Origin of the sequence: Sphingomonas paeninsulae (assembly GCF_003660165.1) — a bacterium.
GTDB lineage: Bacteria > Pseudomonadota > Alphaproteobacteria > Sphingomonadales > Sphingomonadaceae > Sphingomonas_O > Sphingomonas_O paeninsulae.
In genome coordinates this window covers 31,201-54,437 of sequence record NZ_CP032828.1, presented here as the reverse complement: position 1 = coordinate 54,437, position 23,237 = coordinate 31,201, and the positions used below count along the sequence as shown (strand labels likewise).

22 protein-coding genes are annotated in these 23,237 nt (G+C 57.5%); 7 read left to right on the top strand and 15 right to left on the bottom strand.

Translation table 11 applies throughout. From position 1 onward, the window contains the following. Positions 1–4 precede the first annotated feature (4 nt). From D3Y57_RS01415 to D3Y57_RS01385, 8 genes are all read right to left on the bottom strand, one after another. Positions 5–514, bottom strand: a complete 510-nt coding sequence (locus tag D3Y57_RS01415) for a Csu type fimbrial protein (RefSeq protein ID WP_121152018.1) — start codon at positions 512–514, stop codon at positions 5–7. Positions 515–1,087: 573 nt separating this feature from the next. Then, entirely contained in the window at positions 1,088–1,237 is a 150-nt protein-coding gene (locus D3Y57_RS19970) for a hypothetical protein (protein WP_162986871.1), read from the bottom strand. A 74-nt stretch (positions 1,238–1,311) separates the two neighbouring features. Beyond that, on the bottom strand, positions 1,312–2,295 hold the full coding sequence (locus D3Y57_RS01410) for a diguanylate cyclase (protein ID WP_205590038.1): 984 nt from the start codon (positions 2,293–2,295) through the stop codon (positions 1,312–1,314). Beyond that, entirely contained in the window at positions 2,292–5,135 is a 2,844-nt protein-coding gene (locus D3Y57_RS01405) for a response regulator (protein WP_121150700.1), read from the bottom strand. Before D3Y57_RS01405 ends, D3Y57_RS01410 begins: the two co-directional genes overlap by 4 nt. Beyond that, positions 5,132–5,581 carry a hypothetical protein gene (locus tag D3Y57_RS01400; RefSeq protein WP_162986870.1) on the bottom strand — a complete coding sequence of 150 codons (450 nt, stop codon included), beginning with the start codon at positions 5,579–5,581 and terminating at the stop codon, positions 5,132–5,134. Before D3Y57_RS01400 ends, D3Y57_RS01405 begins: the two co-directional genes overlap by 4 nt. 148 nt (positions 5,582–5,729) lie before the next feature. Next, a complete protein-coding gene (locus D3Y57_RS01395) occupies positions 5,730–6,950 on the bottom strand; it encodes a diaminopimelate decarboxylase (RefSeq protein WP_121150696.1) in 1,221 nt (406 codons plus the stop codon). Further along, a complete protein-coding gene (locus D3Y57_RS01390) occupies positions 6,947–7,468 on the bottom strand; it encodes an SET domain-containing protein-lysine N-methyltransferase (protein ID WP_239025774.1) in 522 nt (173 codons plus the stop codon). Before D3Y57_RS01390 ends, D3Y57_RS01395 begins: the two co-directional genes overlap by 4 nt. After that, positions 7,465–7,887: an ATP-binding protein gene (locus D3Y57_RS01385; RefSeq protein WP_121150694.1), complete on the bottom strand. Its 423-nt coding sequence runs from the start codon at positions 7,885–7,887 to the stop codon at positions 7,465–7,467. The genes D3Y57_RS01390 and D3Y57_RS01385 overlap by 4 nt, the downstream gene beginning before the upstream one ends. Before the next feature lie 53 nt (positions 7,888–7,940). Between D3Y57_RS01385 and D3Y57_RS01380 the strand changes: the two genes are divergently transcribed. Next, positions 7,941–8,339: an STAS domain-containing protein gene (locus tag D3Y57_RS01380; protein WP_239025773.1), complete on the top strand. Its 399-nt coding sequence runs from the start codon at positions 7,941–7,943 to the stop codon at positions 8,337–8,339. Here D3Y57_RS01380 and D3Y57_RS01375 read toward each other — a convergent pair. Genes D3Y57_RS01375 through D3Y57_RS01360 form a run of 4 tightly spaced genes read right to left on the bottom strand, consistent with a single transcriptional unit; the run spans position 8,332 to position 13,778 of the window. Then, positions 8,332–9,582: a hypothetical protein gene (locus D3Y57_RS01375; protein WP_121150690.1), complete on the bottom strand. Its 1,251-nt coding sequence runs from the start codon at positions 9,580–9,582 to the stop codon at positions 8,332–8,334. The genes D3Y57_RS01380 and D3Y57_RS01375 overlap by 8 nt on opposite strands. Next, positions 9,579–9,968, bottom strand: coding sequence for a cyclic nucleotide-binding domain-containing protein (locus tag D3Y57_RS01370; RefSeq protein WP_162986869.1), 390 nt, complete (start codon positions 9,966–9,968; stop codon positions 9,579–9,581). The genes D3Y57_RS01375 and D3Y57_RS01370 overlap by 4 nt, the downstream gene beginning before the upstream one ends. Beyond that, entirely contained in the window at positions 9,965–11,242 is a 1,278-nt protein-coding gene (locus D3Y57_RS01365) for a HAMP domain-containing protein (protein ID WP_121150686.1), read from the bottom strand. Before D3Y57_RS01365 ends, D3Y57_RS01370 begins: the two co-directional genes overlap by 4 nt. Further along, complete coding sequence (locus tag D3Y57_RS01360; protein ID WP_121150684.1) at positions 11,232–13,778, bottom strand: MFS transporter; 2,547 nt, start codon at positions 13,776–13,778, stop codon at positions 11,232–11,234. The genes D3Y57_RS01365 and D3Y57_RS01360 overlap by 11 nt, the downstream gene beginning before the upstream one ends. A gap of 147 nt (positions 13,779–13,925) precedes the next feature. Here D3Y57_RS01360 and D3Y57_RS01355 point away from each other — a divergent pair, with 147 nt between their 5' ends. Next, on the top strand, positions 13,926–15,593 hold the full coding sequence (locus D3Y57_RS01355; RefSeq protein WP_121152012.1) for a PP2C family protein-serine/threonine phosphatase: 1,668 nt from the start codon (positions 13,926–13,928) through the stop codon (positions 15,591–15,593). Here D3Y57_RS01355 and D3Y57_RS01350 read toward each other — a convergent pair. Next, on the bottom strand, positions 15,571–16,371 hold the full coding sequence (locus D3Y57_RS01350) for a nucleotidyl cyclase domain-containing protein (RefSeq protein ID WP_121150682.1): 801 nt from the start codon (positions 16,369–16,371) through the stop codon (positions 15,571–15,573). The genes D3Y57_RS01355 and D3Y57_RS01350 overlap by 23 nt on opposite strands. A gap of 13 nt (positions 16,372–16,384) precedes the next feature. Beyond that, positions 16,385–17,032, bottom strand: coding sequence for a TorF family putative porin (locus D3Y57_RS01345; RefSeq protein WP_239025772.1), 648 nt, complete (start codon positions 17,030–17,032; stop codon positions 16,385–16,387). Between the two features lie 164 nt (positions 17,033–17,196). Between D3Y57_RS01345 and D3Y57_RS19965 the strand changes: the two genes are divergently transcribed. Continuing rightward, entirely contained in the window at positions 17,197–17,388 is a 192-nt protein-coding gene (locus D3Y57_RS19965; protein WP_162986868.1) for a hypothetical protein, read from the top strand. A 51-nt stretch (positions 17,389–17,439) separates the two neighbouring features. Here the strand turns inward: D3Y57_RS19965 and D3Y57_RS01340 are convergent, their stop codons facing one another. Continuing rightward, a complete protein-coding gene (locus D3Y57_RS01340; RefSeq protein ID WP_121150678.1) occupies positions 17,440–17,838 on the bottom strand; it encodes a DUF1801 domain-containing protein in 399 nt (132 codons plus the stop codon). Positions 17,839–18,012: 174 nt separating this feature from the next. On the opposite strand from D3Y57_RS01340, the gene D3Y57_RS01335 reads away from it, so the two are divergent. The 4 genes from D3Y57_RS01335 (at position 18,013) to D3Y57_RS01320 (ending at position 23,212) form a co-directional block, all read left to right on the top strand. After that, complete coding sequence (locus D3Y57_RS01335; RefSeq protein ID WP_239025771.1) at positions 18,013–18,564, top strand: RNA polymerase sigma factor; 552 nt, start codon at positions 18,013–18,015, stop codon at positions 18,562–18,564. Further along, the gene (locus D3Y57_RS01330; protein WP_239025770.1) at positions 18,561–19,487 is read left to right on the top strand and encodes a FecR family protein; all 927 of its coding nucleotides are present in this window, start codon (positions 18,561–18,563) and stop codon (positions 19,485–19,487) included. The genes D3Y57_RS01335 and D3Y57_RS01330 overlap by 4 nt, the downstream gene beginning before the upstream one ends. A 40-nt stretch (positions 19,488–19,527) precedes the next feature. Further along, positions 19,528–21,822, top strand: coding sequence for a TonB-dependent receptor (locus tag D3Y57_RS01325; RefSeq protein WP_239025769.1), 2,295 nt, complete (start codon positions 19,528–19,530; stop codon positions 21,820–21,822). A 172-nt stretch (positions 21,823–21,994) separates the two neighbouring features. Further along, entirely contained in the window at positions 21,995–23,212 is a 1,218-nt protein-coding gene (locus D3Y57_RS01320; RefSeq protein ID WP_121150674.1) for a glycosyltransferase, read from the top strand. Positions 23,213–23,237: the final 25 nt, after the last annotated feature.

Genomic DNA, 23,237 nt, shown 5'->3' with positions numbered 1-23,237 from the left:
AGCCTTAATAGTTCACGGTTACCGTGATTGTGTCGGTATAGGTATTGGTGGGCACATTCTGACCAGCGACAACACGCCCGAAGACGGTCAGCGACGATGCCGCAATGGGTGCCGTAATCGCGGCCGGCGTGTCTGTGCCAGGCGTACTCCCCCAGTTCGTTGCACGTCCAGTATCCTGAAACAGCCCATAGCCAAGCGTATTCGCGCCGCTCGTCATGCGTCGCGTGGTGACGGTTCCGCCGCTGACGGTGCCAGCGTTCAGACCAACCGTGAAGGATGTGCCAACAGTGCAGAGCACCGTAAGCGTGGCTGTGCTGTCAAGAGGAACAGTCGCCGTTGGATCGTAGTTGCCGAACGAGAGCGCGGTGGCGCTGACGAAACAAGCCTTCAGGACGGTCGCGGTGACTGGGAATGTCGTCGTTGTTGTTGCGGCTTGAGCGGCTGGTACGACCCAGAGCGCGGTACCAGCAACGCTGATCCAGAAAGATACGAAGGGCGAAGTAAGCTTACGCATAATATTCTCCAAAAATCCAAGCGGACGAAAATTCAACCAGCTAAAATCAAGTATGGAAAGTGTCATTTCGAACTTTTATTATCCGTATTAATGAATCTTATCAAAATTATAGTTAGAAATGAACTATTTCTAAAAGTTATATATCTATAATGTTTTGTAATAAGGTTATAATCAACTTCGTCCGTATGTTGTAGAAAATAGAGAGTACGCGATTTTGATGATCAACCAGTTAAAACACAAAATATGTAATTTTTGCCAACAGCTATCCTCCCTCAGAACTTCATTGTGCTAGTTTCATTTAGAGAATAGTTCCACGTTTTCGGAACGACAATTTGGTGCTTTAATGTCGTGAAAGGGCGCGTATCCGCCGAGTGGTTTTGATGAAAGTTAGCTGAGTCCAGGCGCTTTGGCTCATCACTCAGAGGTATATGACCCCTGCCGCGGTTTCAGCGCCCGCGACGCGCCAACCTGTCGTCCCGGATCCAGGCGCGCCCATCCACTCACGGTTAACCCCCGAAAGCCCTAATCTGTCAGTCACCCATCCGCTGGCGCAGCGGGCGTCGCATGCTTGCCCTAAATCTTCATCGTCATGATCGCCGCAGCGGTCTCGATCGAGTTCCAGAGATTCTGGATGGGGACATTTTTGTCCTCGGCGTGTTGGTTATTGTCGTAATTGGCGGATCCGACGGAAATCAGCGGGACGCGAAAATTCTGTTCGATCATGAACAGCGAGCTAGCCCGGATTCGGAAGGTCTGAATCCACTGTTTCCGCAATCGTGCTGATTTGGGAGCTTATCTCACCCGGCGCGCTGTATCATTTCAGTGCTATTGAGGGGATATATCGAAGCGCCTGGATCGCTCGCGGACGTGCCAATGCTGAAATTCTGGCCAACAATCCTGTTCCGTCCGCCAGACTTACTCAAATAAAGTTGGCGGTCAGCATGGGCGATCCAGAGATCGGCCGCCATCCCGGGTAGGCAACGTGCGGTCGCAACGCCGAGACTTACCGTTACGCATGAACTCACGGTGGACCCCTGATGGGGTATGCGCAAAGACTGGATTTGAGCGTGGATATCCTTAGCCACCATCATCGCGGCATCGGCGTCGGTTCCGGGCAGTACGCATGCAAATTCCTCGCCGCCATATCGGGCGGTCAGTCCCGTGGCGCGGCACACGGCACGGTTGAGGGCTGCTGCGATCATGGCGATGCAGCGATCCCCGGCTGGGTGGCCGTAGGTGTCATTGAACAGCTTGAAAAAATCAATGTCGAGCATAATTACTGAAAGCCAGTCGCCCGTGTGCGCCAGTCTGGCCGTTTCGACGTCGAGCGTTTGTTCCAGACGGCGGCGATTGCTTAGCCCCGTCAACGCATCGGTCACTGCCATCTCGGCGAGCTGGTCCCGCAATCGCTTCAACTCGATATGGTTGCGGACACGCGCACGCAGGGTGACGGGCTGGATTGGCTTGGTAACATAGTCGATCGCGCCAAGTGAGAGGCCGCGCGCTTCGGCCTCTTGATCGTCAAGACCGGTCGTGAAGATGATCGGCACGTCCGCCAACAGCCGATCCTCCTTAAGCGTCCGGCAAACCTCATATCCGTCGATTTCGGGCATCATCACATCGAGCAGGATGAGATCGGGTAGCACCGTGCGCGCGACCGCAATTGCCTCTTCGCCGGACGTGGCGAAGCAGACCTCATAAGCGTCTTCGAGCGTCGCATTCATGATCTCGATATTCGATATCTCGTCATCGACGATCAGTATCACTGCGCGTTTGATCATGAGACAGCTTCCATTGGATGTGCGGACGCGCCATCGGCAACGGCTTCATCCAGAAGCAGCAGCGCACGATCATAATCCAGCCGGTCGAGTGCATCCTTGATCGTCTGCATTCGGCATGCGTCCGCTGCCACGTCCGACGCCTGCGCAAATTTGTCAAAACCTGCGCGTGCACCGAGGCTCCGGCGCTTAAGCAGCGTTCGCAATTCCTCCGCCGCCAACGCCGCGCCTGAAGGGTCGAAGATGGCTTCAGGCGATGATGCAATCGAAGGAGTCGGGCGCGCAAGGCGGGCGGTCGCGGCAAGTGCCGGTGCTAAAACAACCTCCAGTTGGATAAGCCGTTCGTCTATCCCGTTCAGATCACCTTCCGCCAAACTTGCCTCGACCTCTGCCGCGGCCTTCGCAACGGCAGCAACCTCCAGTGAAGCCGCGACACCCTTAAGTGTATGAGCGAGGCGACGGGCGTCGCTCAGGGATGCATTGCCGATCTGACTGCGCAGCGTCGGCACGACGTCGGCAAACTGTTCGCCAAAACCGGCGATCAGTTTGCGTAACAAGGGGCGCTTGCCGTTGACGCGTCTTAGGGCGGCTTCGATGTCGAAGGGGGGCAGACTGTCGGGTAATTCGTCGAGCGATAACAACGTCAAGACAGAGACCGGGGTATCGGCCTGGTCCTCGACCGATGCTCCGCGCGGCTTGAGCCAGCGATCAAGTGTACGAACCAGAAAGGCTGGATCGACCGGCTTGGCGATATGGTCGTTCATGCCAGCGGTGAAGCAGCGCTGACGCTCTGTTTCATAGGCATGGGCGGTCATGGCGATGATCGGAAGGGTTTCGGGCGACCAGTCGTTGCGGATGCGGATAGTGGCCTCGATCCCGTCCATCTCTGGCATCTGCACATCCATCAGGATCGCAGCATATGGCACGCGCGTATTCGCGACACGCTCGCAGGCTATGCGGCCATTTTCAGCGATATCCACTTCCAGGCCGGCATCGGTCAGCAACGCGATCGCGATTTCTCGGTTGATGTCATTGTCTTCGGCAACGAGTACACGCAGACCACGCAGTTCGGGCGAGACCATAGGGATCGCCTCAACGGCTGCAACGGCCTTGGCGTTTCGGGCATCGTCGGTTGTGAACAAACTTGTAATCGTTTCGAGCAAGGTTCGGGGCTCTACGGGTTTCGTCAGGAAGGCGGCGACATCGGCCCGTTCCGCTTCGGCCCTGAATTCATCATGACCATAGGCTGTCACGAGCAGCACAACGGGTAATTTGGTCAATTGCGTATCCGCCCGCATAGCTTCGATGGTTTCGATTCCGTCGAGACCCGGCATTTTCCAGTCCAGCAGGAAAAGGTCATACGGCGCTCCCGCTAACGTGGCCGTTTCAAGCGCGCCAATCGCCTCCGCGCCAGATGCGACAAGGTCGACGGACATCGACCATGACGCGAAGATTTCGCGTAAAATTTCGCGCGATGCGGGATTATCATCCGCAACGAGCACGCGCAGGTTCAGGATATCCTGCGAGGGTTCGCCCGTTGGCATGCCTTCGCTTTCACCGACCTCCATCACCACGGTGAAGGTGAAGGTGCTGCCAAGTCCCGGATAGCTTTCGACCGAGATATTGCCGCCCATCTGCTCGACGATCTGCTTGCTGATCGCAAGGCCGAGGCCCGTGCCTCCGAACCGCCTTGTGGTCGAACTGTCCGCCTGAGCGAAGGAATTGAACAGATAGGCCTGCTGTTCGTCCGTCATGCCCATACCCGTGTCGCGGACGGATATCTTCAGCGTGACATCATCGTCCTGCCGTTCCACCACATCCACTGAGAGAGTGACTGCGCCGTTTTCTGTGAACTTGATGGCATTACTGACAAGGTTGAGCACAACCTGGTTGAAGCGGAGATCGTCCCCAATAAGAGTTGGCGGGACAGCCTCGTTTATCACCGATCGCAGCGTGACACTCTTTGCATCCGCATCCATCGCCGCCAGTCGCAACTGCGTGTCGAGCGAGGACTTCAGGTCGAATGACCGTCGCTCGAGTGACAACTTACCAGCCTCGTTCTTCGAGAAATCCAGAATATCGTTGATAAGGCGCAATAATGAAGCGCCGGCACCGCTGATTTTGGAGATATAATCCCGCTGTTTCTGCGTCAGTTCGGTGTGGAGGGCGAGGTGGCAGAAACCGAGAATGGCGTTCATCGGCGTCCGGATTTCATGGCTCATATTGGCAAGGAACATGCTCTTGGCCTGGTTCGCCGCCTCAGCTTCGCGCGTTCGTTCTTCCAGCGCCACGTTCTTGGCCATGATCTCTGCGCTCATCACGCCGATCCGGTTGAAGCTGGCGACCAGCATGTTGCTCAACCAGACAAGCACTGCCGTCTGGAATGCAATGATAGCGGCATGGAGGACGGCGCGTTCCAAATCGCCGCCACCGGGGAACACGGCATAGGGCAGGATCAATTCTAGCAACAGATGGTGGATCGCGACCGCAGCGGCAGCCACCAGAACGGCTCTCCGGTCGCACCACGCGATTGTCAGCGCTAGTGTGGCGAAGAAATACATGTGCATATCCATCTGCCAGGCATTGCCCGACAGCAGATAGACCAGCAGCGCCGGCTCCCCCATCAGCGCGACGGCGGACAGATAGCGAGTGGCAGGTGCGGTACCGTTGCGCCGCCATGTGAGGTGATAGGCACCCGCAAGCAAGGTACCGGCCAGTGCGGCTTCCACCGGCGAACGCCCCACCATAGTCGCCACGAGCGCCAGGAGCGGGACGTGCAACCAAAAGAGAATGACTAGAAATCGACCAAATTGGGCGCGGAGTTTGTCGAGTTCGGACATCATTGAGCTTCCGACCGGAAGCCGACGCAGCCCCGCAGCTTCATCGGATCGACGACGAGCCACGCGCCCGCGCTATAGAGCGCGCGAACAAAATCCGGGTTTTCCGAATGGGCGATGATAATGTTCGCAGGACCTCCCATGTCGACTATGCCGCCATCAGCCTTTTGTATCAGCGTGACGGTGTCGCCGAGCCCATACCAGGGGGGCGCGACCACGGCATATTGACCATCTTTTCCAGATGGGGAGAGCGTGGCGATGAGGAGCGCCATCATGCCGACGAAAAAAAGCGCGACGGCAGGCCAGAGGTCACGCAGTTTTAGGTTTGATCCCCCTTTACGATGACTGTCTCTGGACTGCATCGGCTCATTGGTATCAAGATTCGCAGGCGCATTGTGCTGAATGCCGAGGGTAGCCGAAGATGCGTTCGCACACGCCGTAGAAGAATTCATCCGATTGCCCTGAGTAGCCATGATTCATGCTATGTTTACGGCGTTAGGATCGGGTTAATGCGGCGTTGTATTTTGCTTATCGGTATTCGCGAAATGCAGCGTGGAGAGTGGCAGTCAGGGTAACGTCTCAACAGGCATCGGCGAAGATTTATGAATTAGAAGTATGAGGCAGAAGCTTCTGCACAAAATTGCCGCGCATGCAGTGGTTTGAACTCATCGCCGCGCCATAGCCGCCAGCATTGAGGAGCGCGATATGGTCCTCTTCCTGCAATGTCGGCATCGGGTGGTCTTGGGCCCAAAGATCGAGGGCCTCATTGATGTTGCCGGCAATCGTTACGGCTTGCCAGGCTGCCGGATCGGTGTCGCGCGGCAGGCAGGCAACGGGTTCGCAGGGGAGGTCGTAATAAACAGGTTCGGGGTGAAGATTGAAACCACCATCGACGCTAACGAACAGCGTATCCCGCTTTTGCTCGACATCGGTAACGGTCAGCAGCAAAAGCCCGGCATCCTTCACCAGATAATCGCCCGGCTCAACCGCGACAGTTACGTTCCTGTTCTGAAAATGCCGTCGAAGAATGGCGGACCAGCGAGGGAGGTCGAGAGGGGTGTCGGAAGCGCAGTGGGGCAGCCCCAGTCCACCACCGATATTGACTGTCTGCACGTCGGGAAGGTCATCCAGAAAAGAAAGCGATGCTATGAGCGCTTCTTCCCACCGGCCCAATTGCTGTGACAGATAGCCGCAGCCGACGTGGAAATGCAGGCTGGTGACCGTCAATCCATGAACTTGGGCCATAGCCAGAGCTTCGCGCCATTGCTCGCGATAGATCCCAAATTTGGTTGTCCGCGCCCCGGCATAGATTAACCGCTCACTGTCGCCATAGCCGATGCCGAGTCCGGGATTGACACGCACGCCGACCGCACGTCCTGGCGAACGCTCACCAATTCGGCGAATCATGCCGATTGAATCGCAATTGATCGTGAGTTCGGAATGTACCAAAATCCGGTCGAGATCGCGGTTTGAAACGCCGGTCCCCGTAAAGCTGATATCGCGTGCCGCAAAACCGCACGCCAGCGCATGGTCCAGTTCTCCCGGTGAACAGACATCGATACCGCATCCACCGTTCGATGCCAGCATTTCCAGCAACGGTTCAAAGCGATTGGCCTTCATCGCATAGTAGATGCGATGCGGACAGCCGGTGCTGGCGAGCGCACTCTCAAGCCGTTCCAAGTTTTCACAAACCCTTGCCGCGCTGTACAGGAACAGGGGGCCGTCCGCTCTGTCCGCCAGCGTTGCGACATCATGACCGGCGAAGAATAGTCGCCGTTCCGAATAGCGCAGGTCGTGGCGTTCCCACCAAAAGGCGGTCATGCCGTTTGGGATATCAGTGTGTTGAGATACGTCATGGCGGCCGTATCGGGAGTTTCTGCGCGTCCCGTAACCCAACGGCGGCACCCTGTCGCTCCGCAGTGACAGGGGAACTGGCGGTAAAGCCGGTCTTCGGTCGCTGAATAGTCGATGGTGAGGACATCACCGGGCGCAATGTCGCTGATCGCGATCAGTGCAAAGCGCGTCATGTCCAGTCGGCTGTTCGGCACGCAGCCGTGAGTGAGATAGCCAATATATTGTGTCTCAGCGATATGCCGACGATCACTCACTTGCAGGCTGTGCTGACTGACCTCCGAAGATATCGATCCGACAAACGTGTGAATTTCGCTGCCCCCGGAAATTGCGGCAGTCGCGCGGATGCCAAGTCCGCAGGCATCATCGAGAAAGGCGATCTCGATGATTTCGGCATCTGTATCGTCGTGCGCGAAAACTGCTGACGCCATCGAAAACATGTCGATCCCTTTGTCCGCCCGATGATCCATTTCCTCGACAAAGGTCAAGGCAAGCGAAAGCCCAAACTTAATCGTAGCAGGTTAACACCGTCTTGCCGCTCATACCGAACCTCATCCATCAACGCATGGACCAGATGAATACCGAGCCCGCCGATTTCGCGCTCTTCGATTGAAAGACTGGTGTCGGGTGTTTTCAGATCGACCGGATCGAACGCGATGCCATCGTCACGGATTTCCACCTCGACCGACCGATCGCCGATGGCAATCCGCACGTCTATTCTTGGCGTGTGCCCTTGTGCGCCGCCGTGGTTTCGGATGTTGCTGATCACTTCGTCGAAAGCGATCATCAGTCGCCCCCTCGGTAAGTCCGGGACGTCATGCTCCTTCAGGTAAACTTCGATCGCTTCGAGCAAGGCAACGAATGCCGTCGTGTCGCCGGAAAGGGTTCGGGAAAAATCAGCTACCATATCGCCCGCCCTTCAAGGATATCTGCGGGAATTCGCCACAGCAGCTTAATCGAGTGGAAAAATATCTCAATCTCCGCGATACTTCTTCTCGCAGTTCGTCCAGCCTTCAAAGGAATCCCATGCACATCAGCGAAGATATCCGGGGCAACGCGCTCGTCATTTCTCCGGTGGGTCGACTGGACAGCAACACTGCCATCACATTGGAAGCCGTGCTGCCTGCGCGAGTGCAGGCCAATGCTGCCACGATTATCGATCTCGCCGAAGTTGCCTATGTAAGTTCGGCCGGGCTTCGAGTGCTGCTGAAGGGCGCGAAGACGGCGAAGTCCAGCGGTCACAGGCTGGTGCTGTCAGGGCTGTCCGAATCCGTGCAGGAGGTGTTCGATATCAGCGGTTTTTCCACCATTTTTCAGATAGAAGCGGATGTCGAAGCGGCGCTCAGCAGCATCAGTTGACGGGCCGCTGGCGACCGAGAACCGCCAGTACGCCACAAACGGGCAGCAGCGCGGTTAGATCGCCCATCAATGCATCCGGATCGAGCATTCCCATCTGATGGACATAGGCGGCGGCGCGTTGGGTGCTCTTGTCGTCGAGCAGGGCCAATGTCCTCGTTGCTGTCACCGTCTCGCTGTCGGTCCAGTCAACCCAGACGATACGCGCCAGTTCGAAGGCGTCGCGCGCTATCGCGACACATTTCACAGTGTTTCCTGCGCCCGTATGCCCCTCAAAAAAGCGCCGTGCCGCCAGTGCTTGCGCCAGCGCCGTCGCGGGTGTGCTCGCGGTGCATTCGCCCATTACAAGTGCACCATGTTTCCCGTCATGACCTTTGCAAAGAGCAAAGAAACAGCCAGCCGGCGCATCGCCCAACATCCGAACCTCCACCGTAACGCCCGCGCTATGCCATGACACTGGCGCGAACGCTGCCTGGTGATAAGCGGCCACGCTGGCGGTTTCGTCACGCAGCAGATCCAGTTCGATCATTGCGCGCCGGTCCCGTTCAAGTCCGGCCGCAAGGCTGGCACCCATCAGGCCCACCGCAGCCGCCAGGTCGCGTGTTTCCCGGATCATCAACACCGGGGCGGGCGGGGGCGCAGCGTCCCGCGCTATCGCGGCAATCATGGCTCGATTAAGCGCCAGTTCGCGCGTCACCCGCCGCGCGACCAGCAGGGCGAGGCCGCCGCCGATTACCCCTGCGGAGATCAGGAGCAGAAGGAGTAATCGTTTTAGCGCAGCGATGCGTGCATAGAGTGGCTCGGCATCCACCTCGCTGACGATGAACATGTCGGGGGAAACCGGTGCCAACGCCGCAACGACCCGTCGCCCCGCGGAGTTCGTTTCGATGGGAAGTGCAACCGGCGCTGCGGGGGCATGAAGGCGGGCGGCGTCGATGGTCGCGGAGGCGGGGATCAGGTGCGCCACGATAGTGCGGGACCGCACGAGATACAGCGCCTTTAACTCCGTAACTTCCATAGTCGCTTTCTGCACGGACGCGCGCCGTGCCGGTTGCGTCAGGTAGCGGACGGGGTCCGGGGCGGTAGCTGCAAACGCTGACACCGTGACCGCTGCGGCGACGGCCTGATCGCCCAGCGCCTGCTTCATCTCCGTTGTTTCCTGATCGAACAACAGCGCGCCGTTCAAGCCGACCAGCAGAAGAAAGAGCGGAATACTTAGCGACAGAATGGTAAGGCGGATGTTCATTCCCGATCGCCTGACGGAGCATCGAGCAAGCCAACGATGAATTCGGGGCATTCGCGGGCGATGGTGAAGACATGCGGCTTGGCGATGACAAGCGCTGTAAGGCCGCCTGCTCCGGCACGGACATCCGCACGGGCGCCCAGTCCGAATAGCAAGCCGGGCACGTCGAAAACGGCCCCCACTGGCCCAATGGTCGTTTCCGCAACGCCGTCGATCGCCACGAACAGGGTCGCGGCGACACTGCCCGCGGGGATCAGCATATGCCCCGCCGCGAATTTCCGCTGCCGTGCCTGTTCCGCAATCAGCAGTATTTCGCCCGCACCGAGCAGGGAAAAGGGGCTGATTGCACGCAGCGCGGCTATCGTCGTCGCCAGGTCCACCCCGTTCATGCGCCCGGCCGCCACTTCAGGGGAATTGCTCCGTCTGTCAGGCACAAATCTTCGTTGCCCGTAAGCGTGATTTTCTGCCCCGGCCGCATCGGCACGTCCGTTCCGTCTTCGCCACCGACATGGATGGAAACGATCGCTTCCCCCTTCAGATGTAGAGAAAGTGCCTGCCGGTCTAAAACCAATATCCCGCCATGCGCTCCGTCGGCCAGCATTTCCCATGCAACGGACAGTGTTGGCGTCTGTTCGATCCGCCGGGCCAGTGCGATCATCGCGCGTCGATGCAGCATTTGATCGAGCCGCTCCTCCGTGCTGCCCAGCCAGATTACGAGCAAGGCGTCATTATCGACCAATGTAACGGGCGATGTGCCGTCGCTGACAAGCGCATCTTCCAGCAATTGCCGCGCATTTTTCTGTTCATGACGCGCACTGGCTTCCTGTGCGGCCAGCAGTTTTGACCTCATTTTAAGGGATATCCCGAACAGCGCGTCGCGCAATTTCGTTACCTCACGCGGGCCTGTAAGATGGTCGGGACGCGCATGGTCACCAGTTGCGATCCGTAACGCCTCAAGTTTCAGGCGTTCGATGGGCCGCGCAACGCGTGAAACAATGACGAGCACGACCAGTGTGCAGATGACGAGCGATATGATGCCGATCAAAGCGCTGGCGAACAGTGCGTTCTGTGTCGCCACCCGGATCACCGAAATATTCACGTCCGCGCCCGCCATGGCGGCGATCTGACCCTGACTCGTTCGCATTGGTGCAGTCGCGGTTTTCAGCAGCCCCCATTGTTGCTGATATTCGATCGGCGAGACATGGACCCGTCCCGCCGTTATTGCTGCGCGCAGATCCCCCAGCGTGCCTTTAGGCAGGTTGTCTTCTGAACCCAGCGACGAATGTTCTTTGTCGATATTACTGTCGAGAATGTAGGCGATGTCCTGCGTGCGTCCAAAGACCTGAGTGTATAGGTAGGTGAGTTGCAACTGGTTGCGGATCTTCCGCATCGGCTGCACATTGCGCAGATATTCCGCCGACCGCCCGACAGCGGTATCTTGAACACCCCTCCGCGCGATCGCTGCCAGATTTTCATGGTCTACCGGGTCGATGAGCGCGCCGGTGAGCGTGCTGGTGATGACCAGCTTGCGATCGAACCCGTCAAGGATGATCGCGTAGACCCGACCATAAACGAGCATCGCCATGATGATGGCCATGACGGTGACGGCCGGAACGAAAGTCCGCATGAGGAGCGACTGGATCGCAACGCCTTCACCCCGCATAGCTGCGATTATCCTGCGCCTTGAGCATCGTCAGCGCGAGATCGGCATAGCGTGTGGCAACCTCTCGAACATCCCGATTATCCAGCCCGAAAGTCGTGTCGCCCACTTCAAAGCGCATACCCGGCATTTGGGCCTGATCTGTGATTTGGAGTCGTCCTGCCAAGGCGACCAGCGCATCCATTGAGGCATATGCAAAGCCCGGTATCGTCCGCAGAGCGTTGACCCGATCGACGATCGTGGGCGCGGTGATGGCGTCAAGTTTTAGCAGAGTCGCCACCAATTCCCGGACCATCGGTGTGACATCGGGCTTCAAGACCGCGCGTAGATGACCAGCGAGAGCGCGATGCGGAAGACAATCGGCCAGTGCCTGTGCCGCCAGTGCTGTTTCCCAATCATTGCCGGATGTCAGGGCATTCGTCACAAGGTCGATAAAATCCTCCTCGTTATGCTCAATCCTCGACACTTCGCTGCGCCTGTTAATCAAGGGTGCCAATAGCCGAAAGATCGCATGGTTTACGCCATTCTCGATCGCCTCGATCGCGTTGCCCCGGACTTTGGTGTTGGCCGAATGCAGGGATACGATCAACAAATCGAAATCCGGAAGCGTGCCGCCCAGAGCGAGCAGTTCCAGCGCGAAATCGACCGAACCGTCAATGCGTTCCCTGTGCAAACGCGCAAGCAGTCCAATTGCAGGAGAGCGGGCACGTTGAGAATCAAACTGTGCTGCCGTGTTTATTAGCCGATGCGCCCCGTGCAGCTCATCACGCACAAGCCGCTCGAACTGAGAAGCAAACTGCGCTTGAGACAGCGAGACCAGTGCGCGCGCGGCAATCGAGCGCGCTCGGACGGGCAGGGCATAATCAGCCAGAAAGCTGGTCAGTCCGGGAATAGCCGTTTCGCCCATGGAAATGAGCATTGAGGCGGTTTGACGGCGCTCACGCGGGCTGAGTGTGGAGGCAAGTATCAGGATATCGGGAATTGCGGCCACGTCTCCAATGATGCCCAACAGGGTGATGATCGACTCTCTTTCGTGCCGTTCAAGATCGCCCGTCGCCGCAATCAACCGGGGCACGATTGCAATATCGCCGGGCATCACTGTTGCATGAAGCGCGGTGAGTGCTGTCTTGCGAAGTGTCGCATCGCGGTGCGTCAGTTGATCCAGAAGTTCGGCGATGGACTGTTCGCAGTTTGCGGGTAATTCCTCTGCGTCTGCGGCTGTGACCAGTGCGCGCCGATCGCTGAAATTCAGCCAGCCACGACGCATATTCGCTGCCATCGCCACGGGATATTGGTGCCGAATCGCAATGACGATAGCGATCAGAAGCAGGCAAAGGATCACGCCGATGCCGGACAGTTCGCGCATATCTGTCCGTGTCGCGGCAAACACCAGGAAACCGCCTGCGACCAAACTCGCCAGCGGCTCGCAAAACCCTTCGAGGATCGTCCGCAGCGGTCTTTTGACCGCCGAAGGAACGGCGTTGAACAGCAGATTCTGGTTGTTGTACTCGATTGATGTGAGGACACCATGATAGGCAAAAAAGGCGGCCAGCGCTGCGCCTGCGCCCCCCGCCAGAAAGAAATATCCAAAGACCGTGAAGTAGGTGAGGGGCAAAATGAGCGACACATTGCGTACACCAATTCGCCCCACCAGACGGTTGAACACAAACAGACAGATAAAAACATTGAAGATATGCGATGCGGCGTAGAGTTTACCGAGCAATGTCGCGAGTTCGGCCTCGCTCCGACCGACCTGAAGCACTGCCGAATACTGGAATTCAGCCAAATTGGTCAGCAGCAGCATGACGAACAGGCCGATCGCGAGTCTTAGCGTGTAGGATGATGTCTTGAACGCATCTATTACCTGCGTGAGTTGGAGGCGGACATCGCCGATCTGGTCGTCAAGATCGGTATCGCTGTCTGCAATGCTCTGCCAGCGTCGGCGGAGCGATCGCGCAACCGGCACGGTCGCCATCGCGATTGCCGCCCAGATCAGCATGAAACCGCGCAAGGGAATCACGCCTGCAAACTGGCTGACGATCAAGGCGCCAAGGGTGGTCCCCAGCGCGCAACAGGCGGCAAACAGGGGGAACAGCCGCTTTCCGTCCTGGATATTGAAATAGGTGTCCGTGAAATTCCAGAACAGGGAATATAGTGCGATATACCACATCCCTAGATAGAGTTTGAGACCGTAATAGACCGTGGTCTGCCAAAAGAGGGGCAGCTTTGCGCCAAGCAGCAACCAGAACAGGATGCCCCCACCGATCAGCATGGCGAGGGTGATGTCGATGACGTGATTGATCGAGTAGCGGACGAGCAGATAAGCAAAGATCAGTGTGTAGGCGACCATCACCACAGGCGTCAGCAGGAACACCACAGCCAATTTGTCCGCGCCGACATGGGTCAGAAAGGCCGCGTCGCCCGCACTGAATCCGAGGCCCAGCCCAATCTGGAGCATCAGCCCAAAAAGCCCAAATTGAAGGAGCTTTGTCCATTCTCCGGGTTCGACGTGGAACAGTCTGTTCAACAGGATATTCATACATTCTCCCCCTCGATCGTCCCTATTGGCTCGATCGCCGCTGCACAAATATCAAACCCGATGCATTTCCCGGTAAATTCCTAATGGACTTAATAGTCAGAAGCCCGTCTCAGTGCTGGCAGAGTTTCGATGGAGCACAAACGCGCGATGGACAATACGAATGAAACAGGATTGGAGCGACGCCGCCGTTTCGGGTTGAAGTTTCAACTACTCCTGTTGCTGTTTACGCTGAACATCGTTGCGGCAATTTCCTATTCCGTCGTCCTTTATAATATCGACCGTGCAGAGATCATCGCTGGCATCGACGGGCGGCTGCGCACCGCAGTCAATGCGGTTCGCGAAATCGTGCCGGCCGACTATCATCAGCGGATCACCGGGCCGAACTCGATCTCCCCGGCGGAGTTCGACGCGCTTCAAAAACGGCTCTCTCGCTTCGCGGACGCTTCAGGGCTCATGTACACCTATACCTATATGCGCTTCGACAATCGAATTCGCACCGTGGCGACCAGCGCCACGCCGCGCGAAATGCGGGAAGGGCGACCGACGCGTTTTTTCACGCTGTACGACACAGCGCCACGCGAACTTTACCGCAGCTTTGAAGATGGCCGCGTTCGTTTCGACCAATATGGCGATTCCTTTGGCCGTTTTCGCTCAATCTATGTTCCGGTCCGCACTGGCGATGGACGCATGTTTGTGATCGGCGCCGACGTCGACCTTACGATGGTCGGCCAGCGTCTTGAGCAAGCCTTGAAAACTTCGATCCTGGTCGGACTGGGAATGTTTATCTTTGCCATGATCGTTGGTTGGCTGCTCGTCTCTCGCATAGTCGAACCGCTGGTCCGGTTGACAGCCTTTACCCGCAACATGGAATTACGCAGTTTTCAGACCGACGATGAGGAAATGTCGGCCATTCGGGCGATCAGCAGCGCGCGCAGCGATGAGGTCGGCAGTCTGGCCGAAGCAATGTCGGGAATGATCGCGCGGCTCCAGCGCTATCTCATCGAAGTTGAGGCATCGACTGCGGCGCGCGAACGTGTGGAGGGCGAACTGTCCGCCGCCCGCGATATCCAGATCGGGATGGTCCCGCGTGTCTTTCCGCCTTTTCCCGAACGCAGCGACATTGACATTTTCGCTCTGCTTGAACCCGCCAAGCAAGTGGGGGGTGATCTCTATGACTATGTGCTGATTGACGAGCACCATTTGTTCTTCGTGATCGGCGATGTCTCGGGAAAGGGCGTTCCTGCCGCACTTTTTATGGCCATGACCACGACCCTGTTCAAGGCGAACGCATTGTCGGCCCATTCGACGGCGGAGATCATGGCGCGGGTAAATTCGGAACTGGCCCGCGACAATGCCGCCGAAATGTTCGTGACTGCGTTCAGCGGCATTTTGAATTTGCGGACGGGTATGGTGGATTATAGCGACGGTGGTCATGAAGCGCCCTTCGTTCGTCGAGCGAACGGCGCGGTTGAGCGGCTGGTTAAGTTGCCGGGCATGGCATTGGGGGTGTTCGAGGATATTGTTTTTGGCACGGCCCGGTTTCAGCTCGATCCCGGCGATGCTCTGATATTGTTCACCGATGGCGTATCGGAGGCGACCGACGCGCGTGACGAGCTTTTCACCACGGGGAGAATCGAAACGGCGCTGGGATCAGCCAGTGCGAGATCGTCGGCGCGGATGATTGCCGAAGGGCTGGCATCCAGCGTGAGCGACTTTGTCGGGGAAGTGGATCAATCGGACGACATCGCGATACTCGTCATCCGCTATGACGGGGCAACGCCTCAGCTTGACTCTAACCGTGACCCTCAATCCTGAACGCCGGACGGATGATGCCGTGCATCTTGCGGAGATAGTGCCGCATATCTGTAATGGCACCCTGTAGCGCCGCACGCGGGGTCGGCTGAGCCGCGATCGCCGCTGCCATCATCCCGCATTGCTCGATCTCCCACGGCAGAAAGTCGAACTCCTCATCGGCCTGTCGCATCCAGATGATGGGATAAGGGCGTTCAAACATCACACCCTTCAGGGGTTCACGACCCACCAGATAAAGCGCGATGCTGTCCGCATTGGTCGCACCGAGCAGTATGTCGACCACGTCGAACGATAGAGTCAGGCTGGCAGGGCGAGCATATTTGGAGAGGCGGAAGCCCAGATCGATATCCGGCCCGATGTAATCCACATGCCGCGCCGATTCACTTGCTGAAAGCTCAGGGATATCCAGCTCGATATTATGGCCGTTGAAATCGGCAATCCACGCTGTTCCCTTCAGCCGCAACGGCAGTTCCTGAAAGTGGCGCTGCTCAAACAGCTTCATCGTGCGAAGCAAAGCACACAGCACAGAGGTCAGTTCTTCCGCTGTTCCCGGCTCGATCACGAAGATGACCTCGTCGCCCATTACCTTCCACACATCGAAGGCGGGCGTTGAATCCTCATTGTCGAGGAACTCGAATCCGATTTGTCCTGCGAACATCAACGGAAAGTTGGTGAAGAAGGTGCGGAACGTCTCCAGCCATCCGTGACTCCCCTCGCCATTGTAGCGCGCCTTGAACAAAGTCGAACCGACCATGTCGACCGATAAGAATGTGCGCAACATCGCGTCCCCCCTTCTAGAAACTGGCTATGACGGAACCGACAAAACCCGCAGATCCTAACCGCCCGGCTTCGTCAGCGCCGTGATAGTTCGTATCGACGTAAGACGCCGAAACGGTAAGCCATCGACGCGAATAGCTTAGCCCGGCTTCCCAGTCCCATTTATCGTTATAACTCCCGTTCTCGCGCCCGCCGCGCAGCTTGGCCGTCAGCGGCGTGCCCGGAATGCCGACCGACGTCTGTGCCCCGATATATAAATTGTCCCTGGTGCTATTCCACTGGTCAGGGGTGTAATCCAGTTGAAGCTCCAGATGTGCCGGGCCAATGGTCTTGCCGACTTTTCCTTGCAGCTCGAAATAATTCACGCCGCTGCCGCCCGGATACACATAGCCATAGAAGGTCGCAGAATAATTTACTCCGTTCTTCTCGCTCGCATAGCCGCCATAAAGGTCGATTTCCGTGTGGGAGCCGCTGTTTTTCGCGATCGTGGATGCCCATGTACCGACAAACCAGCCGGATTTAAACGCAGCGTCGATACCACCCTGCAATGCCGGATCGCGATTGGAATAGCTGAGTCCCCTAAACCTATAGTCGCTGACCACGCCAATGTTCGTGGATATAATGACGTTCGGCTGAACTGCATCAGTCTCCCCGCTTTGGGCCATAGCGCTTGGAATCCAGCAACTCACGGGAAGCACTAAAGCTGCTGCCAGACGCAGCGAATAAAAATGACCCATGTGCCCTCGCTGTTGCGTTCTTTTGATAATAGGCGGTTGCGCCGTCTCGAAATAGGCGATTGCGCAGAGTCTGTTGGCAGACGGCGATTTCAATGCTGACCGCTTACGCTGTTAAATTGGATTTATGCCCTATTCAAAATATTGAAAACCGTGTCTGCCTGTTCGTTGTTACGATATTCCCTTATGGTGATCTTATTCCGATTGCACGGATACAGGCGATCAGTTCTGTAGAGGCAGAAGATTTACGATGGCGTAAACGACGTCACGAACGCATTCAGCACTGAATCGGCGGACCGTGCGTATTTAGAGAGATTTGTTCTTCCCATTTAGCACGATCAGCCGCGTCCGCGCGATGCATTCAGTGTCACGGCTGCGCGAACAAGCGCCTTCAATGCTTCCTCATCGAATTTTGCTCCCTCGTGGAAGTCGATGGCGCGTCGGGTGTTGCCATCGAGGCTGGCGTTGAAAAGGCCTGACGGATCGTCAAGCGCGGCCCCTTTGGCAAAGGTCATCTTTACGGCAGCTTTGTAGGTTTCGCCCGTGCAGATCATGCCGTCGTGATACCACACGGGAACACCTCTCCATTTCCACTCCTCGATCACCTCCGGCACGGCCTGCTTGATCAACGCGCGGAGCCGGGAGAGCATCTCGCCGCGCCAGTCGCCCAGTTCCGCGATTCTCTCGTCGATCATCGACGATGGAGATTTTCCGTCTTTAGGTTCGCTCATGCTCATGATGTTCTCTTCTTTCCGCTCCGCCACTTGGTGGCATAGACGGGACGCACAAGTACAGACCATGGGATAGGAACCCGGCGCACGTCTCGTGCTTCAGGTCGTGATATTTTCCAAACCGTTGCGGGTTGTCGGGCAACGGTGAGGTCCGCTAGGCTGTTTGTGGGCGGAGGATTAATGGCACAGACAGAGCTGATGGCGACATTCCTGCAGGAGCGCCCGATGCTGATGCGCCTGCTTGTCGCTCGGCTTGGCAATCGGGAAGATGCGGAAGACGCTGCGCAGGAATTATGGCTCAAGCTGATCGACCTTCCGCCCGTGCCCATCGCTCATAATGCGGCTTATCTATACCGGATGGCGGCGAATTTGGCATCCGATAGGCGGACATCGGCGACGAGCGGGACGGCGCGGGACCGGGCCTGGCTGGAGGTTCAGCCGGTTGCAGAAGAGTTGCCCGATGCCGAGCGTGCCTTGTTGGCGCGCGAACGATTGAGCCATATCGCCGAGATCCTGAATGCTATGCCCGAACGCATGAGCGCAGCGTTCAGAATGTTCAGAGTAGAGGGGCAGTCGCAAAAGACGATTGCCGAGGCGCTGGGGATCAGTGTGAGCGGTGTGGAGAAGCTGTTGCAACGGGCTTATCGGCAGGTTCACGATGCTGGCTCTGCCTTTGGTGAGGAAAGCGCAGGTTCACATCGTCTAGGGGTTATGAAGGATATTATATCGTGAACGTCGAGAAGGGCGATATTGTCGATCAGGCAATCGACTGGCACCTGCGTCGTCACGACATGGATAATGCGGGTTGGCATGAATTCATATCGTGGCTGGAAGCCAGCCCGCTTCATGCAAGTGCCTATGATGCGATCGCGCTCCAGGATAATATTCCCGTGGTTGCAGAGCGTCCTGTGGCCGCCAATGATGATGCGAAGCCGCGCTGGCGGATGATCGGTACTGGTGTGGCGGCAGCGATCGCGGCGACGATCATCGGATTTGCCGTAATGCCAGCCGACGGTCGATATACGATCGTGACCCAGCCGGGGGAGCAGCGCGACGTGGCGCTGAGCGATGGCACGCGGATAGAAGTGAACGGAGCGACCCGCCTGACGCTGGACCACCACAATCTGCGCGTCGCCACGTTGGAACAGGGCGAAGCGACATTCCATGTCCGCCATGATGCTGGCGAGCCGTTTACCCTGCAATCGGGTGAGCGTACGATCGAGGACGCGGGGACAATATTCAACGTAAGCCGCGCGGGGCCACGCCTTGATGTACAGGTTGCAGAGGGCGCTGTCGTGTTTGAACCGGGCAAACAGTCGGTCAGGCTCACCCCCGGAAGCGCCATAACGGTGGCTGAGGACAATATGACGGTCGCCGTCTCGCAAATCGCGGTAGAGACGGTCGGCGGCTGGCGACACGGGGCGCTGTCATATGCCAATGTTCCACTGTCGGTCGTCGGAGATGCTGTGAAGCGGCGCTATCGTGTCGATCTGACGCTGACTGGCGACTTGTCCGGGCGATCCTTTACCGGCATGGTTCGGCTGACAGGCGATGCGGCGCGGGACATCCCGCATATTGCTGGCCTGATAGGGGCGGACTGGCAGAAACATGGCTCGCGGTGGATTTTGTCGCCGAAAGGCACTGCTGCGCGCTAATGTTGCTATCGCGATTGCAGGACTTTTGCCGGACCCTGCGATGGCGCGAAGCACAGCCATTGCAGTTTCAATCCAGCCGACCACGCTTGCCGTTGCGATCCCCATATTGGCCCAGCAATGCGGCTGCGATATTGTCAGTACGGAGCCAAACCTTCGGAGTGTTTCCGTTCGGGCGATCCAGGGCATTATGCCGATCGGCATTGCGCTCAGGCGATTGGTTGCCGGAACCGGATATCGGGCGGTCGCTATAGATGGTACAAGTTATCGCATAGTTGCAAATCCGCGGTCGGAAACACCGCGCGTTACACAAGCCCGGCGCTCGACGTTTCATGAAGATATTGGCGATATCCTCGTCACGGCGAGCAAACAGTCTATTCCCCTGCTCAGGTTTCCAGGGACAATCGTGACGGTAAGCAATTTGGCCCAGCGTGGCAGCGCGGTAAGCGTGCCAAACCTTGATGAGATCGCTCGGCTTAATCCGATCTTGCAGAATACAGAGCTGGGTGACGGGCGGAACAAGACCTTTATCAGAGGTATTGCCGACAGCAGCTTCAATGGCGCGACCCAGTCCACCGCGAGCACATATTTCGGCGATGTCCAACTTGGCTATTCCGGGCCGGGTCCGGGCCTTCGCTTGCATGACGTGCGTAGCGTCGAAGTGATGGAGGGGCCGCAGGGCACCCTTTATGGCGCTGGATCAATCGGCGGAATCATCCGAATTACGCCCAATCCGGTCGTGCTCGGCCAGACAGAAGGCGCAGCTACTGCCGGCGTGTCCACGACAGTCAGCGGTACAATCGGGTACGATCTCAGCGGTATGATAAATGTGCCAATGATCGATGATCGGCTTGGCGTTCGCGTGGTCGGTTATCGCCAGCGTACTGGTGGTTACATCGATGGCCGGGGGCCGGGACGTGAAAATCTTAACGGTGCTAATATCACCGGCGGCCGGGTCGAAGTCAGAGCCGACCTTTCCAATGGCTGGGAAGTTACGACAGGCGGGCTGAGGCAGACGATAAGTGCGGATGGCGCGCAATATGCCGATCGTTTCGCGGGGCCACTTAACCAGTTTGCGACCGTGCCGCAGCCCTTTTCCAACGCGATCACACTTGGACGCGTCGTTTTAAGCAAACGCTGGGACAGTGGTTTGCAGTTCACTTCGGCTACCGGGGCTGTCCAAATCCATTCAACCGATGTGTACGATGCCACCGGTTCACCGGGCACGATCGGTCGGGCGATCTATGACGATGGCCGGAACGACCTGTTAATCTCCCAAGAAGCGCGCCTCTCACGATCGTTGGCAAACGGAGCTTCATGGTTGACTGGATTCACAATGGTTTATGACAGGAATGAAGAAAGTCGCGCAATGGGTATGATTGATGCACCCGCTGACATTATCGGCGTGACCAACGTCACGAAGACTATATCAGCCTTCGCGGAAGCCACGCTGCCGATAACGCCGAATCTGTCTTTCACAGTTGGCGGCCGCGCTACCCGGGCGCGCACCGACGGCGAGCCTTCCATCGACGCCCCACAGAGTAATTTTGTTCACGGTCGATCCACGCTCAGGTTCGACCCAACGCTCGCTGCGTCGTGGTTACTCGCGCCAAGAGTCGCGCTTTACGGTCGGTATCAGTCAGGGTTTCGGACAGGCGGAATCGCAGTTGCTCGCGGTATCGGTCGTGTTGCGGACTTTACATCGGATTCGATCAGGATGGGCGAGATGGGACTGCGGATCGAGCGGCGATCAGAAACAGGGGTCGCGGTTTCAACGGCGGTTTCCTACGCACGCTGGAACGATATTCAGGCGGACCTGATCAATCGGCGGGGGCAACCCTACACTGCTAACATCGGGAATGCCGAAATCTATGCGTTTGAAGGTAAGGTGGATTGGGTTCCCGTGGTGGGTCTGCACACGGGTGTTGCCTTCCTTTACACATATAATCGAGTGGATGGGACCGTCGCCCAATCGTCAGCTCCCGTGAACCGGAGACTGCCCGACACCCCGCCGTTCGCGGCCAATATAGAGATCGGTTATCGCTGGTCTGGCGGGTCACAGAGCGAATATCGAATTGCCGCTACCGGTCGATATGTCGGGCGTTCGGTGCTCGGTTCCGGGAACCTCCTCGATGTCAGTCAGGGTCAATATGGCGTGATTGATATGACCGGTGGATGGCGGGTCGGGAAGATGGACGTGTCGCTCAGTATCGAGAATCTGACGAATGCACGGGCAAATCGGTTTTCTTTCGGTAACCCGTTCACCTTCGCATTGCGCGATCAGACGACGCCGCTTCAGCCGCTGACTTTTCGTGTCGGCATTGCTGTCTCATTTTAGCGGAGATTTATTCACTGGGTTCGCTGCGGAATTCGCCGACTGCCACCGTCTATTGATCACAGGTGTGGCTACGGATCGGTTTCATGAAGTTTTGTTGCGGAGCGCGCGCGGCCGAATCTGCGGCAACTGATTACCGAAAACTGGCTACGACCGACCATAAGGTGCGTAACCGATGAAGGCGCAGCATGGTCTTAAGCAAGACCTCGGCCTTGCCGAAGCTCAACCTTATATCAGTGGGTTTGTCGGGCAGTCGCGACCTCCATTGTCGGTCGTCCCGGTCGATCCGGATGTTTCCCGAGCCTCCGCGATTGGTATTGTCCTTCACGATTTCTCGCTTGGAGGAACCGAACGGATTGCCGTCCGCCTTGCCAATGAATGGGCAGAGACCGGACGGACGGTTACGATCGTATGCGGAACCGAAAGCGGCCCGTTACGATCACTGGTGTCCCCGCGGGTCAAACTTATCGCTCTGGACCCGGTCATCGAACGCGGCTTCGGCTCGAGGCGAAAACTCGGACGTGCGGCCGCTAAGGTTTTTTCGCGCGATACCGTCGATCTGGTATTCATTCCCGGAAATTTCCATTGGCAGGTCGTTCCTGCACTCGCGCGGCTTCACGGCGCAACCCGGCCACGTATCGCGGTTCAACTGAGTACGCCCCTAATTCGCTACGACCGGGGACGCTTTCACCAGCAGATTTATAATCGTTGGATGCGCTGGCAGTTGCGGGGCGCGGACGCAACGATATCACTCGAAGATGCGATGACCGCGCAGGCCGATGCGATATTGCGTAATCGGATCACGCGGCGGATCAGGACACCGGCGCTCGAACGTGCGCCACTGGCTTCGCTGCCACTGGACCCTGCAAACCGAACGATCGTGGCGGCTGGACGACTGGTTGCGGTAAAGGGATTCGAAACCGCGATTTCTGCGTTTGCGCTGCTCGATGACCCCAATGCTCGGCTGGTAATTTTGGGGGAAGGGCCACTTCGGGAAACGTTACAACGTCAGGCCGAACAACTGGGTGTTGCCGACCGGGTCGAATTACCGGGTTATGTCGCGTGCATCCGACCGTGGCTCGATAAGGCGGGAATGTTCCTGCTTTCGTCGCGTTACGAAGGGTATCCGGCGGTCCTGATCGAGGCGATTGCCGCTGGCCGGCCAGTTGTGGCGACCCGTTGTACTCCGGCAGTCGAAGAACTGGTTGATCGCACGGGTTTTGGTGCATCGGCTCCGATCGATGATCCGGCGGCATTGGCCGATGCGATGGCGCGGGTTTTTGCGGCCACTCCGGTCTGCCCCGTGCAAATGGCCGCAGCGGTTTCTCCGTTTGGTATAGAAAACTGCGCTCGCGATTATCTCGGGATGTTCGATACGTTGTGCGCAGGGTAACGGCGTCACTCAGACGTTTTTGAAT

Excerpts from the sequence above, each read along its gene's own strand:
- D3Y57_RS01415 (WP_121152018.1), bottom strand. The coding sequence starts at position 514 with ATGCGTAAGCTTACTTCGCCCTTCGTATCTTTCTGGATCAGCGTTGCT.
- D3Y57_RS19970 (WP_162986871.1), bottom strand. The coding sequence starts at position 1,237 with ATGATCGAACAGAATTTTCGCGTCCCGCTGATTTCCGTCGGATCCGCC.
- D3Y57_RS01410 (WP_205590038.1), bottom strand. The coding sequence starts at position 2,295 with ATGATCAAACGCGCAGTGATACTGATCGTCGATGACGAGATATCGAAT.
- D3Y57_RS01405 (WP_121150700.1), bottom strand. The coding sequence starts at position 5,135 with ATGATGTCCGAACTCGACAAACTCCGCGCCCAATTTGGTCGATTTCTA.
- D3Y57_RS01400 (WP_162986870.1), bottom strand. The coding sequence starts at position 5,581 with ATGAATTCTTCTACGGCGTGTGCGAACGCATCTTCGGCTACCCTCGGC.
- D3Y57_RS01395 (WP_121150696.1), bottom strand. The coding sequence starts at position 6,950 with ATGACCGCCTTTTGGTGGGAACGCCACGACCTGCGCTATTCGGAACGG.
- D3Y57_RS01385 (WP_121150694.1), bottom strand. The coding sequence starts at position 7,887 with ATGGTAGCTGATTTTTCCCGAACCCTTTCCGGCGACACGACGGCATTC.
- D3Y57_RS01375 (WP_121150690.1), bottom strand. The coding sequence starts at position 9,582 with ATGAACATCCGCCTTACCATTCTGTCGCTAAGTATTCCGCTCTTTCTT.
- D3Y57_RS01370 (WP_162986869.1), bottom strand. The coding sequence starts at position 9,968 with ATGAACGGGGTGGACCTGGCGACGACGATAGCCGCGCTGCGTGCAATC.
- D3Y57_RS01365 (WP_121150686.1), bottom strand. The coding sequence starts at position 11,242 with ATGCGGGGTGAAGGCGTTGCGATCCAGTCGCTCCTCATGCGGACTTTC.
- D3Y57_RS01360 (WP_121150684.1), bottom strand. The coding sequence starts at position 13,778 with ATGAATATCCTGTTGAACAGACTGTTCCACGTCGAACCCGGAGAATGG.
- D3Y57_RS01355 (WP_121152012.1), top strand. The coding sequence starts at position 13,926 with ATGGACAATACGAATGAAACAGGATTGGAGCGACGCCGCCGTTTCGGG.
- D3Y57_RS01350 (WP_121150682.1), bottom strand. The coding sequence starts at position 16,371 with ATGTTGCGCACATTCTTATCGGTCGACATGGTCGGTTCGACTTTGTTC.
- D3Y57_RS01345 (WP_239025772.1), bottom strand. The coding sequence starts at position 17,032 with ATGGCCCAAAGCGGGGAGACTGATGCAGTTCAGCCGAACGTCATTATA.
- D3Y57_RS19965 (WP_162986868.1), top strand. The coding sequence starts at position 17,197 with ATGCTGACCGCTTACGCTGTTAAATTGGATTTATGCCCTATTCAAAAT.
- D3Y57_RS01340 (WP_121150678.1), bottom strand. The coding sequence starts at position 17,838 with ATGAGCATGAGCGAACCTAAAGACGGAAAATCTCCATCGTCGATGATC.
- D3Y57_RS01335 (WP_239025771.1), top strand. The coding sequence starts at position 18,013 with ATGGCACAGACAGAGCTGATGGCGACATTCCTGCAGGAGCGCCCGATG.
- D3Y57_RS01325 (WP_239025769.1), top strand. The coding sequence starts at position 19,528 with ATGGCGCGAAGCACAGCCATTGCAGTTTCAATCCAGCCGACCACGCTT.
- D3Y57_RS01320 (WP_121150674.1), top strand. The coding sequence starts at position 21,995 with ATGAAGGCGCAGCATGGTCTTAAGCAAGACCTCGGCCTTGCCGAAGCT.